Genomic DNA, 12,031 nt, shown 5'->3' with positions numbered 1-12,031 from the left:
GGGCGGATTACCTCAACGCGCCCGAGGATTTCAACTCGGCTTCTTTCTCGGCGTTGATCCACCACAGGTCTTCCACGCCCAACGCATAGGGTGGCAGGTTTTCCGGGTATTCGTACATGTCCCAATACGCGACCCAATATTTGCCCAGATACCATGTCGGAACCATGATCCGCTTAGCCCTCAGAACACGGTCCAACGCGCGGACATTGGCGAAAAGCTCCTCGCTTTCGGTGGCGGCAACGATGTTGTCGATCAATGGTTCAATATCGGGACCATGCGCACCCGACGGGTTGAATACAGAATACGAGGCCGCCTCGGTCCCGAATTGCTGATACAGGCCAGTCGAAGGCTGCAGTGATTTCGGATACCCGCCGACGATCATGTCAAAATCCCGATCCCGGCGGCGCAGCGTGAACTGGGCATTGTCCACCCGGTTATACAGCGCGTCGATACCCATTGCCCGAAGGTTGTCGACAAAGGGCTGAACAATGCGGTCCAGCGTCGGCTGGTCCGACAAAAACTCGATCGACAACACTTCGCCCCTTTCGTTCCGGCGAATGCCGTCATCACCAACCAGCCAACCGGCCTCGTCCAACAGCTTCATCGCCGCGCGCAGGTTGCGACGGTCGTTCTGACGCGCCGGGCGCGATTCATGAGCACTGACCGGTTCCTCGGTCAGAACGTCCGGGTCCAACGCATCGCCGAGGCTTTGCAGCACCTCCAATTCACGCCCTTCGGGCAGGCCAGTCGCCTCAAGGTGCGTGCCTTCCCAGAACGAACTGCGCTGTTGGAACAACCCGTACTGCAGGCTTTCGTTGGTCCATTCGAAATTATAACCGAGCTGGATGGCTTCGCGAACACGCGGATCCTGCAACTGTGGGCGATCAAGATTCATGATGAAGCCCGACGCAGATGGCACGTTTCCATTCGCCAACTCGTCCCGAATGACCCAGCCGTTCGCAATGGCCGGAAAATCATAGGCGGTCGCCCAGCTTTTCGAGTTGTTTTCCTGCCGCAACGTGAACGTGCCTGCCTTGAATCCCTCCATCGCGGCAATCGAGTCACTGAAGTACTCGATCCGGATGGTGTCATAGTTGTTGCGACCCACATTTACGTTGACGTGATCGCCCCAATAATCGGGGTTGCGCTTGTAAATGATGCGCCGGTTGATGTCATAGCTGTCCAGAACATAGGGGGCCGATCCAACCCCCTGAACCAAACGCGGTTCATCCAGACGCCGGTTTTCCGGGTCTGCTTCGAACCAGGCTTTGGAAAACACCGGCGTTCCGCCCACCTGCGAGATCAGTGCCCGGCGCGAGATATCCGGTGCGAAATAGAATTTGACCCTATGTTCATCCAGTGCCTCGGCGCGTGGGATACGTTTGCGCACCGCATCTGCATAAGACTTCAGCCCCTGATCCAGCAGCAGATTGTGGGAAAACACAACATCCTCGGCGGTCACGGGGCTGCCATCGGAAAACCGGGCCTCGGGCCGCATGTTGAAAATAACCCAATCCTGACTTTCCGGGTATTCCAAGCTTTCGGCCAGCAACCCGTAATAGGCTGCGGGCTCATCATAGGATGGTATCAGCAGGGTTTCATATTGGTCAGCAGACCGCGCGCCTGCGCGCCCTTTCCGCGTAAACGGGTTCAAACTAGAGAACGTGCCTTGCGCGGCATAAGATAGCTCTCCCCCGCGCGGAGCGTCGGGGTTCACATAGTCGAAATGAGCGAAACCTTCGGGGTATTTCAGATCGCCGAATTCCGAGAATCCGTGGCTTTTGATTATCTTTTCTTCCGCAAAAAGCTGCGCCGAGGTTAGCATGACCACAATCAACCCGAACATCAAAGCGTGCGACCAACCCTTAATATCCACCGAGCGCGCCTGTGCAGTAAGTCGATTGGATATCATTTTGCTCATCCTCTGGGTCGTTGTGTCTTTTATCTTGTTCGCGCCAGCTAAATGACCAGCACTGTCAGGTTCAAGTTTAGAATGCGTGAACACTTTGTGAAGTTTTTCTTAGGCAAAAAAAAGCCGCTGCGCGAGGCAGCGGCTTAGAAAATCATGCTTTGATCAAACGATCAATTGCCGATGGTCTGCAGATACGCGATCAGATCGGCGCGCTCTTGCGGTTTCTTCAGACCGGCAAAGCTCATCGAAGTACCTGAGATGTAAGCACTTGGGCGCTCGAGGAACGCATCCAGCGCTTCGGGAGTCCAATTGCCGCCATGGGCCTGCATCGAGGCTGAATAGCCGGTGAAGCCGTTGGCTGATGCAACCGGGCGATCTACGACACCGTACAAGTAGGGGCCGGTACCGTTTGCGCCGTCCTCCAGCTTGTGGCAGGCGGTGCATTTACGGAAGACACGGGCGCCTTTTTCCGGATCGGCGGCGGCCAGCATATCTTCGAAGACCACCTCTTCACCGTCGGCGCTTTCACCAGCGCTTTCGGTTTCGATAATGTAAGAGGCTGTCTCGCCATGCCCATCCGCATGGTAGAGAACTTCGGCACCCCATTTGGCCAGAAGAAGCACCAGGAAGGTGCCAAACAGGCCTGCGGCGGCCTTGGTAACTGTCATCGTGTCGAACATTGATCGCGAGTCCATTTCAGCTGTCTGCGGGGTGTCTAAGGCTTCCCCTTGCAAGAGGCAAGGTATAGACACCGCGACTAAACGCCCAATTCTAGAACTTGTTGCACGGAATCGACCAAATGAGCAATCGTATCGCATTTCAGGGAGAACCAGGCGCCTATAGCCACGAGGCCTGCCGCAATGCACGCCCCGATATGGAGGCCCTGCCCTGCCGTACTTTCGAAGATGTGATCGAATCGGTTCGGTCAGGCGAAGCTGATCTGGCGATGCTGCCGGTCGAAAACACCACCTATGGCCGGGTGGCGGATATTCACCGCCTGCTGCCCCATAGTGGGCTGCACATCATTGATGAGGCCTTCGTACGCGTGCATATCAATCTGCTAGCCGTCCCCGGGGCAACGCTTGAAGATATTACCGAGGCGCATTCGCATTTGGTTCTACTGCCGCAATGCGCAGGCTTTCTGAAAGAACACGACATTCGCGGCCGTGTCAGCCCCGACAACGCGCGCGCCGCGCGTGAGGTCTCGGAGCAAGGTGATTTGCATTCTGCGGCACTGGCCAGTGAGCTGGCGGGCGAAATCTATGGGCTGAACGTGCTGGCCCGTCACATCGAAGATCAGGACAACAACACCACGCGGTTCCTGGTTATGTCGCGGCAGGCGGACATGTCCCGACGCGGCCCGCATGGCATGATCACCAGTTTCGTGTTTCAGGTGCGCAACATTCCGGCTGCGCTGTACAAAGCGATGGGCGGGTTTGCCACCAACGGTATCAACATGACAAAGCTGGAAAGCTATATGGTCGACGGGTCATTCACCGCGACCCAGTTTTATGCCGATATCGTCGGACACCCCGAAGACCGCAACGTGCAGCTGGCCATGGAAGAGCTGGAGCATTTCACCACCAATGTCGAAGTACTGGGCGTCTACCCCGCAGCGCATTCGCGCGGGTAAGCGCCTGGTTTCATCCAACTGTGTAGGCTTTGCACACAGCCCCTTCGTGTGATCTGTAATCGATAAACCCCATTGCGGCGTAATAGGCCAAACCTTCGGCGTTACTTGCCGCAATGGTGGCGTCGATGGCGGGAATGCCCTGCTCTTTGGCAACCTTCAATGTCGCCTGAAACAAGGCCCGCCCCACCCCGCAACGCGCGGCCGAGGGTCGAATGTGGGTACCGATGATTCCCCAGCCGACTTGTACTCCGTAAGGATTGGCTGCGACCGCCCGTTTCATGGACTGGAACCCCAAAATTCGGGTTTCGCTGAGTGCCAAGACACATGTCAACTGATCCGGGTGCCCGACATAGTTCGTTAGTACAAAGCCCGGATCTCTCGGTCTTGTGCGTTTTCCGGCAGCAGTGATTTCATGCAACACGTCTGAAATGCCTTGGACGTCGTCCAAACCGGCCTGTCGGATGATCAGATTGTCCATTTGCCTCCTGTCAGGAACCGTGCAGATGGCGTTCTTCCATCTCGCGCGCGAACTCGCTGAGCCGCAGTTGGAATTGTCGTCGGAACCGCGATTGGCCCAGTCTCAGTGACTGCAGTAACAACCTGGCCGGCAGAGTTTTCGCCGCCAGCGCCATCTCGACACTCAAGCGGGTGCGGCGCTGCGACAAGGCCAGAAACTCGACAGTTGTTGTCCCGTTCATGCCCTTGCTTGCTGCCTGAAACCGCATCAAGGCAGGCGGGTCGCATTCAGCCATCTCAATCGCAACATGGCGGGGCTTGCCACGCAGGTTGAACTCGGTTTCCCACTGCGTACCGGGCACAACACCCATATGACCCGACATGCGCCTTACTTCGATCCCCCGGCGCATGGCCATGCGTTCGAACCGCTCAAAGTCAGCGACCATTTCGAACACCGCATTGATCGGGGCTTCGATATCTTCGCGTGCTGTAAACTGCATGATGGTTCGTGGGTCTCTTGTCTATTGGCCTAGTATTTTGTCAGTCCAGCGTATCCGCAAGCCAGTTTTGCAGCAGGAAATGCGCAATGGCCCCCTTGCGAGCTGGCAGCAGGACCGGGTGTTCCCCGGCAAAGGCCTGCATCATCTCGGGCTTGCTGACCCACATTGCATCTTCGATTTCCACCGGATCAATGGTGATCTCGCGCGACAACGCCTCACCCGCGCAACCAAACATCAGCGAGGCCGGGAATGGCCAAGGTTGGCTGGATAGATAGCTGACCGGACCAACCGGCACGCCTGCCTCTTCCATCACCTCACGTCGAACCGCTGCCTCAAGCGTTTCTCCGGGCTCGACAAATCCAGCCAGCAGGGAATACATCCCCTCGGGCCAGCCCGGTGATCGCCCCATCAAAACCGAATCCCCATGGGTGATCAGCATAATGACCACCGGATCGGTGCGCGGAAAATGCTGCCCACCGCATTCGGCGCAACTGCGCTGCCATCCAGCTTGGGATACTTCGCTGGGTGCGCCACAACGGGCACAGAACCGATGCGTTTCGTGCCAGCCAATAACGGCCTTGGCGGCCGCAGCCAATTCCGCATCGCGGGCAGACAGTCGGGTCATGATCCGGCGCAACTCAGCAAAGACATGGCCTGTTGGCAGGTCCGGGTGCTGCTGTTCCGACGGGTCGAAAAAGGCACCGACCTGCGACATGTCCAGCCCCTCGGGGGACCAGCCCGAGATATCCAGCGCAAAAACCGGATCACCGTCTGAAAGTCCCAGAAATACAGGTTCTTCAATACTGCCGCCCGGGCCGTTTTGTACCAGTCCGTGGGTTATGGGAATCAACCCCAGGCGGTCCAGTGCTTCCCCTTGAACCAGCGGCTTACCACGCCACAGCAACAGGCAGGTCGCTTGCGGATGCGCGCGCACCTGCGCCAAATGGTCTGCATTCCCTCGAATATGCGCCGCGCGATCAAGGCCCGAGCTGCCAAATGTCACCAGTTCCGCGTGTTTCATAGGATTTCCCTTGGGTCGTCGGCACAGGGCTGCCACGGCTGCCCTTTTGTTGCAATGCCAATGTTGCAATGCCAATTCGCATCACCCGAAAACTTGAAGCCGTCAATTGACGAAAAGCACGCTATGCAAGTTGCATTTATTATACTTTTTGGAGAAAATGATTAACATATAACCGCCAGAAGTAGAAATTTGACACATCCCCTTCTCCCGTCCCGCGCACCACTGAAGATACGGGTTCTGGCAACATCCGATCTGCATATGAATCTATGCGGCTTCGATTATTATTCGGACACCCCCGACCCCTCAATCGGATTTACCCGCACCGCCAGCCTGATCCGGGCAGCCAGGTCCGAGGCCGAAGCGCAGGGTGCTCTGGTGGTTCTGTGCGACAACGGAGATTCACTGCAAGGCACGCCACTGGGGGAATGGGCGGTTCAATCCGAAAATGCGCCGCACATCCTGATGCAGGCATTTTCCGAGCTGGGTTATGACGCAATCGGGCTCGGAAATCATGATTTCGGCTTTGGACTGGAAACGCTGGGCCGTGTGATTGCAGATGCTGCGTGTCCGGTGATTTGCAGCAATGCACACCGACAAGACACCCCCTCCTGCTGGCAAGATCATGCGATTTTGAATCGAGAAATAAAATTTGATGATCAACATGTTACGCTAAAAATTGGTGCGTTCTCAGTCCTGCCACCGCAGACAGCCAAATGGGAAGCACACCTGCTACAAGGCAAGGTCGTCATCGAAGATATCCTGACCTGCGCCGCACAAAAAGTGACGAATCTGAAAGCGCAGGGTTGCGATTTGATCCTTGCGTTGGCGCATACAGGGATAGGGTCGGCCGAACCGGAAACGGGTTTGGAAAATGCCGTCATCCCGCTGGCCGGTATCGAAGGAATTGATGCGCTGATTGCCGGGCATTCACATCTGACACTGCCCGGAAACGCACATGACGGGATTGAGCACGTCGATGCAAATCGGGGTCTGGTTCACGGAAAGCCGGTGGTCATGCCCGGTGCGCCCGGGTCATTTCTGGGGGTGATCGACCTGACATTGGACAGGGCGGGAAATGGCCATTGGACCGTTCAGGATCATCGCGTCAGTCTGCGTTCGATATGCCCAACCAAACCCGACGGCTCACCCAAGCCTATCCAGGAAGACCCTGTTTTGGCGCGCCTTTTCGCCCGGGGCCATTCGGAAACCCGGCGGAGCACGGCGCAACCCGTTGGCCAGACCGATCAGCATTTGCACAGCTATTTCAGTTTTTGCGCCCCGGACAGAGGTTTGGTTCTGACCGCCGCGGCCCAGGCAGCAGCCCTGCGGCCCTATCTGCAGGACACGTCATTTGCGGATTTTCCTGTTCTGTCCGCGACCGCGCCTTCAAAGTTCGGGGGGCGTGCCGGCCCCCGGTTTTTCACCGACGTCCCGCCCGGCCAGATATGCCTGCGCCATGTCAACGACATGTATGCGTTTCCCAATGAGCTGCAGGCGGTAGTTGTCACCGGAGAGCAGATCAGCGACTGGCTTGAGATGTCTGCAGGCGTGTTCAACCAGATTACGCCGGGACATCAGACCACATTGGTCGACATCAACAGGGCGGGGCATAATTTTGATATTATACAGGGGCTTACTTATCAATTTGATCTCTCTCAACCGGCCCGGTTCGACGCTGGCGGTCACTTGATCGACCCCGTCAACCGGCGCATTCGCAACATTCGCTTTGACGGCCAACCGATGACCGCCGATCAACGGTTCGTCGTCGCACTGAACAATTACCGTGCCAATGGCGGGGGTCACTTTCCCTTTGTTGATCAGGCCGAGCCCATCGCGCTGCCGAACCTGCCTGTTCAGCGCGTCTTGCAGGACTATCTGTCCGGCGCACTGCCACAAGATCCCTTGCAATATGCGTCCTATCCTTTTGGCTTTGCCCCGATGCAGGGCGCGACTGCGCTGTTAAGAACCGGTCCGAAGGCACAAACCCACATTGCCGAGCTTGAAGAATATGACCCTCACGTCGTCGGAGAAGACGATGAGGGCTTTTTGCTGATCCGTTTGACGCTCTGACGGGTTGTGTTTCCTGCGCCCGTTGCCTATATCAAACCCCGAGAGGTTGGCGCGGGCGAGCGCCTCGCCAACCTGGTCAGGTCCGGAAGGAAGCAGCCACAACGAGCCCCGCTTGGGTCGATGTCCAACCTCTCACTTAAACTCCCGACATTGAATTGTTGCGAACAGGCCTAGGCAATCAACCGTGGCCAGACCGCCGCGTTGCGCCGGGCAAATGCACCGATATGGCCAACCTTGGACAGGCCGAACTCGCCCGGAGACAACAAATGGCGGCGGGCGTTGGGCCCGTACAGATCAGCCAGCCGCCAGACCGCGTTCTTTGGCACCAGATCGTCATCCTCAAAGCTGAACAGATTCACTGGTGTGTCTGACTGTGCCCAGCGGGCCTCGGGCAAGGACACGCCAATTTCGGGCAGGTAGTTGCGCGGCGCAGTACACCAGCGGCGCCACTGCCAATACACGCTGGCAGGCAGGTCCGACCCGAATCCCAGTGCCTTACCCGGCAGATAACCCAGCGCTTTTACGGCCAGGGGCGCATGCCCGTACCAAAACAACAAAGCCAACGCCCGATAAGGCCAGGGATGGTCCGACACAGTCACCGGCCCGGCACAGACGCAGATCATGCGGTCGATCTGATCAATATCGGGCTGAATCGGCCCCAGCATACCGCCGACGGAATGGCCGATGCTCCAGTGCTGCGCGTCGGGGTATCGCCTGCGCATCTCGGCCCGTGCCGCAGGCATGTCGATCAGCGCCCAATCCGCCATCGTGGCCTGAGCTGACTTCAATGGTCTGCTCAGCGAATGACCAAAATCGCTGTAATCATAGGTCAGACAGGCCATGCCATGTTCCGCAGCCAACCAGCGTGCGAAATGCTGATAATAGTCGCGCGGCACCCCGGTTGCGCTGTGGATCACCACTGCAATCCCAGGTTCGGCCACCGGCAGGTACAGCCGAGCCGACAGTTGAGTCGAACCAGAAGGAAACTGAAAATCCTCGGTCAAAACAGCTTGTGCGGTATCCAGCATGGCGCCCTCAATCTGAACCGATTAGTTCACCATCTCAAACGGCATCTTTTGCCACCCTAAGTCAATCCTGTTTCAGCATGACCATGCGTCCACTTTGCCCCACCAAAAGGCGGCTTGACTCAGGTCACCCCTACCCGCTAGCGATTGGGTGATGGTTCTCGTCCCCGGTCGCCGGGGCGGGATGAAAAGGGAACACGGTGCGGTTCTGCCCGGGAAACCGGAACGAACCAAAGCCGCGACTGCCCCCGCAACTGTAAGCGGTGAGCAATGCCGAAACACCACTGGCCGTAAGGCTGGGAAGGTCGGCAACGCAACGACCCGCAAGTCAGGAGACCTGCCATCGAACAAGAAACCGAAACTCGGGCGGGGCGTCCGGGCAGGTCGTCAGTACGCTGTCACACCTGATCCTTGCCCCTGTCCCACGCGCGGAGGGCGCAATATGATCTGGAAGACAAGGACACACCAATATTCCGCAACTGTCTGTCAACGCACAGGCAAAACCTGTCCGGCGCTGGCACAGATGGCGCGCGCGATCGTGCAGGCGATGGACGCTGCCGTTCCGGCAACCACGCCTGATTTTGAGTTCGACGGCAGCTCTGAGCTGGCCTTTTGCGCGCAAGGCTGCAGCGCTCGGTTTCGCGCGCAAAAAGACTTGATCCGCGTCTTTTGTGGAACAAGCGAGGATGCGCCCCTCGAGTCGCTGGATGATTACGCAGATATGATGTTCGGCCCGGATGTGACTATACGCCCTGCAGGCATGCTAACCACTCCACCCTGCGCCATGCTTGAGGTCACAGCGATCCCGCCCAACCCGGTAGCACAGGCAGAACGGCAGGTGGCGCTCTGATCTAGTCGCGCGTCCGCCCAAGGGCGGCCCATTCCATCTGGCCGTCGGTCTCGACGGCGCAGGGCCGCACCGCACGCAAACGGGCCAACGCTGTCTCGGGGTCTTCGCCATGCTCGACCATAAGGCGCAGCACGATCATCCCGGACCGGCCACAGCCGCCCCGGCAATGCACCAGCACCCGCCCCCCGCGGGACAGGATATCAGTCGCCGCAGGGCTGACACTGCCCCACGCCGCGTCAACCTCAGGAGGCGGCGTACCGAAATCCGCAACCGGCAGATGCACCCATTTGATATTGAGTGCGTGCAGGTCTTCGCCAAGCCCACTTGCGCCCTCTTGCAGTATTTCGACCTCGGTGGTCATCGAGATCACAAGATCCGGCTGCCAGTCGCGGATCGTTCCCAAGTCCCGCGTATACCCGCCATCGCGCCCCGGAAGGGGCGACAAGGCAACGGTGCCGTTTCCAATCTGAACTGAATGAAGTGCGAACTGGCTCACTACGGACCCTCCCTAATACTCGCTTCTAAGGCGTGCAAATTGTGCTGCAAACCGAAATTCACCCAAGCCTGCTGTGGACGCGGGCGGCAGGGGTCTCTACGCTGCATCGGAACCCGAATCCGACAGAGCAGATATGAACGACACGCCCAGCCCCGCCTATCAGGTTCTTGCCCGCAAATACCGCCCGGAAACCTTTGCCGATCTCGTCGGTCAAGACGCAATGGTGCGCACGCTGAAAAATGCGTTCGAGGCCGACCGCATCGCGCAGGCCTTCATCATGACCGGCATTCGCGGTACCGGCAAAACCACCACGGCCCGGATCATCGCCAAGGGCATGAACTGCATCGGCCCCGATGGCGAGGGTAAGCCGACCACGGAACCCTGCGGCCAATGCGAGCATTGCGTGGCCATTATGGAAGGCCGCCACGTCGATGTGATGGAGATGGACGCCGCCAGCCGCACCGGTGTGAACGATATTCGCGAGATCATCGACAGCGTCCGCTATCGCGCGGCTAGTGCGCGCTACAAGATCTACATTATCGACGAGGTCCACATGCTGTCGACCAGTGCGTTCAACGCGCTGCTCAAGACGCTTGAGGAACCGCCCGAGCATGTGAAGTTCATCTTTGCCACAACCGAGATTCGCAAAGTGCCGGTGACGGTGCTGTCCCGTTGTCAGCGGTTTGACCTGCGTCGGATCGAGCCCGAGGACATGATCGGCCTGCTCAGCAAGATCGCGGCGGCGGAAAACGCTCAGATCGCGGATGACGCGCTGGCGCTGATCACCCGTGCAGCCGAGGGTTCGGCCCGGGACGCGACTTCGCTGCTGGATCAGGCGATCTCGCACGGTGCGGGTGAAACCAGCGCCGATCAGGTCCGCGCGATGCTGGGCCTGGCTGATCGCGGTCGGGTACTGGACCTGATGGACATGATCCTGCGCGGGGACGCTGCAGGCGCGCTGACCGAGTTGGGCGGGCAATATGCCGAAGGAGCCGATCCGCTGGCCGTGCTACGCGATCTGGCCGAGATCACCCATTGGGTCTCTGTGGTTAAAATCACGCCAGACGCAGCCAATGATCCCACCGTTTCGCCGGACGAGCGCGCGCGTGGTCAACAAATGGCCGAGGCCCTGCCGATGCGCGTCCTGACCCGGATGTGGCAGATGTTGCTTAAAGCACTGGAAGAGGTCTCGGCGGCCCCAAATGCCATGATGGCAGCTGAAATGGCAGTGATCCGGCTGACCCATGTGGCAGACCTGCCCAGCCCGGAAGAGTTGATCAAACGTCTGCAAGACACGCCCCCACCGCCAAATGGCGGACCCGGTGGCGGGATACCGGCGCCATCGCATGCCGCGGTTCAGACGCAAGTGCCGGTGTCACCTTCTTACGCAGCTCCCGCCCATGGTGGCGGCGGCGGCGCTCCCAGCGCGGCGTTGGCGCAGGATGTGCAGGCCGCCCTGGCACGCTACCCGACCTTCGATCATGTGGTCGAACTGATCCGCGCAAACCGGGACGGCGTGCTTCTGGATGAGGTCAAGCGGTCTTTGCGGCTTGCAGCCTATCAACCCGGGCGTATCGAATTCCAACCGACCCAGCGTGCCTCGGCCCAGTTGGCGCAACGTCTGGGGACCGCCCTGCAGCGATGGACCGGTAACCGCTGGGCAGTCACTGTCGTCAACGAAGGCGGCGGCGAGACGATCTATGAAAAGGAAAACGCGGCTGAGGAAGCATTGAAGGCAGAAGCCCGCGAACACCCGCTGGTGCAGGCGGTTCTGGCCCAATTCCCGAAGGCGCGGATCAAAAGCATCGAAACGCCAGAGCAACGCGCAGCCAAGGTCGAAACCGAAGCCCTGCCCGAGGTCGAAGACGAATGGGACCCGTTCGAGGAAGACTGAGCCACTTCAACACACACCCCCGAAATCCTCCCGCACCCGCCACAGGCCATCGGCTGACGCCGATCGCCCTGAGCGGCCTTGGGCCCGGCAGCGCGGGCTTTGCCCGCGCTGCCGGGCCCAACGGGAGGAAAGGTCTTTCAAAGACCTTGACGACGGGCGGGAGCAACCCCACCC

Annotated in this window: 11 protein-coding genes, 1 other RNA gene and 1 riboswitch; of the genes, 5 read left to right on the top strand and 7 right to left on the bottom strand. The window is 58.9% G+C overall.

Annotated features, from left to right (window positions below):
• Positions 1-7: 7 nt before the first annotated feature.
• Positions 8-1,846, bottom strand: a complete 1,839-nt coding sequence (locus GOX21_RS15420) for an extracellular solute-binding protein (protein WP_438826468.1) — start codon at positions 1,844-1,846, stop codon at positions 8-10.
• A 236-nt stretch (positions 1,847-2,082) separates the two neighbouring features.
• Entirely contained in the window at positions 2,083-2,592 is a 510-nt protein-coding gene (locus GOX21_RS15415; RefSeq protein WP_170351131.1) for a c-type cytochrome, read from the bottom strand.
• Positions 2,593-2,711: 119 nt separating this feature from the next.
• On the opposite strand from GOX21_RS15415, the gene GOX21_RS15410 reads away from it, so the two are divergent.
• Positions 2,712-3,545: a prephenate dehydratase gene (locus GOX21_RS15410; protein ID WP_170350990.1), complete on the top strand. Its 834-nt coding sequence runs from the start codon at positions 2,712-2,714 to the stop codon at positions 3,543-3,545.
• A 10-nt stretch (positions 3,546-3,555) separates the two neighbouring features.
• On the opposite strand, the gene GOX21_RS15405 is transcribed toward GOX21_RS15410, so the two are convergent.
• Genes GOX21_RS15405 through nudC form a run of 3 tightly spaced genes read right to left on the bottom strand, consistent with a single transcriptional unit; the run spans position 3,556 to position 5,522 of the window.
• On the bottom strand, positions 3,556-4,023 hold the full coding sequence (locus GOX21_RS15405; RefSeq protein ID WP_170378366.1) for a GNAT family N-acetyltransferase: 468 nt from the start codon (positions 4,021-4,023) through the stop codon (positions 3,556-3,558).
• Between the two features lie 10 nt (positions 4,024-4,033).
• On the bottom strand, positions 4,034-4,501 hold the full coding sequence (locus GOX21_RS15400) for an SRPBCC family protein (RefSeq protein ID WP_170350991.1): 468 nt from the start codon (positions 4,499-4,501) through the stop codon (positions 4,034-4,036).
• Positions 4,502-4,541: 40 nt separating this feature from the next.
• Positions 4,542-5,522, bottom strand: coding sequence for an NAD(+) diphosphatase (gene nudC, locus GOX21_RS15395; RefSeq protein WP_170378364.1), 981 nt, complete (start codon positions 5,520-5,522; stop codon positions 4,542-4,544).
• 189 nt (positions 5,523-5,711) lie between these two features.
• Here nudC and GOX21_RS15390 point away from each other — a divergent pair, with 189 nt between their 5' ends.
• Entirely contained in the window at positions 5,712-7,592 is a 1,881-nt protein-coding gene (locus tag GOX21_RS15390) for a bifunctional 2',3'-cyclic-nucleotide 2'-phosphodiesterase/3'-nucleotidase (RefSeq protein WP_254428569.1), read from the top strand.
• Between the two features lie 39 nt (positions 7,593-7,631).
• Positions 7,632-7,730: signal recognition particle sRNA small type (gene ffs / locus GOX21_RS15385), an RNA gene on the top strand.
• A 32-nt stretch (positions 7,731-7,762) separates the two neighbouring features.
• Here the strand turns inward: ffs and GOX21_RS15380 are convergent.
• Positions 7,763-8,620 carry an alpha/beta hydrolase family protein gene (locus tag GOX21_RS15380; protein ID WP_170378362.1) on the bottom strand — a complete coding sequence of 286 codons (858 nt, stop codon included), beginning with the start codon at positions 8,618-8,620 and terminating at the stop codon, positions 7,763-7,765.
• A gap of 135 nt (positions 8,621-8,755) precedes the next feature.
• Positions 8,756-8,976, top strand: a riboswitch (cobalamin riboswitch).
• Between the two features lie 83 nt (positions 8,977-9,059).
• On the opposite strand from GOX21_RS15380, the gene GOX21_RS15375 reads away from it, so the two are divergent.
• Positions 9,060-9,467, top strand: coding sequence for a hypothetical protein (locus GOX21_RS15375; protein WP_170378360.1), 408 nt, complete (start codon positions 9,060-9,062; stop codon positions 9,465-9,467).
• A 1-nt stretch (position 9,468) separates the two neighbouring features.
• Here GOX21_RS15375 and GOX21_RS15370 read toward each other — a convergent pair whose 3' ends face one another.
• Positions 9,469-9,963, bottom strand: a complete 495-nt coding sequence (locus GOX21_RS15370) for a protein-tyrosine phosphatase family protein (RefSeq protein ID WP_170378358.1) — start codon at positions 9,961-9,963, stop codon at positions 9,469-9,471.
• A 133-nt stretch (positions 9,964-10,096) separates the two neighbouring features.
• Between GOX21_RS15370 and GOX21_RS15365 the strand changes: the two genes are divergently transcribed.
• Complete coding sequence (locus GOX21_RS15365) at positions 10,097-11,857, top strand: DNA polymerase III subunit gamma/tau (protein WP_170378357.1); 1,761 nt, start codon at positions 10,097-10,099, stop codon at positions 11,855-11,857.
• The last annotated feature ends 174 nt before the right edge of the window (positions 11,858-12,031 follow it).

Source organism: Ruegeria atlantica, from assembly GCF_013032005.1.
In the GTDB taxonomy this organism is placed as follows: domain Bacteria; phylum Pseudomonadota; class Alphaproteobacteria; order Rhodobacterales; family Rhodobacteraceae; genus Ruegeria; species Ruegeria atlantica_A.
The sequence above is the reverse complement of the archived record's forward strand: the minus strand, read 5'-3'. Positions and strand labels throughout refer to the sequence as shown.

What these genes read in the sequence shown, in the direction of transcription:
- GOX21_RS15420 (WP_438826468.1), bottom strand. Translation starts at nt 1,846, where the DNA reads ATGTTCGGGTTGATTGTGGTCATGCTAACCTCGGCGCAGCTTTTTGCG.
- GOX21_RS15415 (WP_170351131.1), bottom strand. Translation starts at nt 2,592, where the DNA reads ATGTTCGACACGATGACAGTTACCAAGGCCGCCGCAGGCCTGTTTGGC.
- GOX21_RS15410 (WP_170350990.1), top strand. Translation starts at nt 2,712, where the DNA reads ATGAGCAATCGTATCGCATTTCAGGGAGAACCAGGCGCCTATAGCCAC.
- GOX21_RS15405 (WP_170378366.1), bottom strand. Translation starts at nt 4,023, where the DNA reads ATGGACAATCTGATCATCCGACAGGCCGGTTTGGACGACGTCCAAGGC.
- GOX21_RS15400 (WP_170350991.1), bottom strand. Translation starts at nt 4,501, where the DNA reads ATGCAGTTTACAGCACGCGAAGATATCGAAGCCCCGATCAATGCGGTG.
- nudC (WP_170378364.1), bottom strand. Translation starts at nt 5,522, where the DNA reads ATGAAACACGCGGAACTGGTGACATTTGGCAGCTCGGGCCTTGATCGC.
- GOX21_RS15380 (WP_170378362.1), bottom strand. Translation starts at nt 8,620, where the DNA reads ATGCTGGATACCGCACAAGCTGTTTTGACCGAGGATTTTCAGTTTCCT.
- GOX21_RS15375 (WP_170378360.1), top strand. Translation starts at nt 9,060, where the DNA reads ATGATCTGGAAGACAAGGACACACCAATATTCCGCAACTGTCTGTCAA.
- GOX21_RS15365 (WP_170378357.1), top strand. Translation starts at nt 10,097, where the DNA reads ATGAACGACACGCCCAGCCCCGCCTATCAGGTTCTTGCCCGCAAATAC.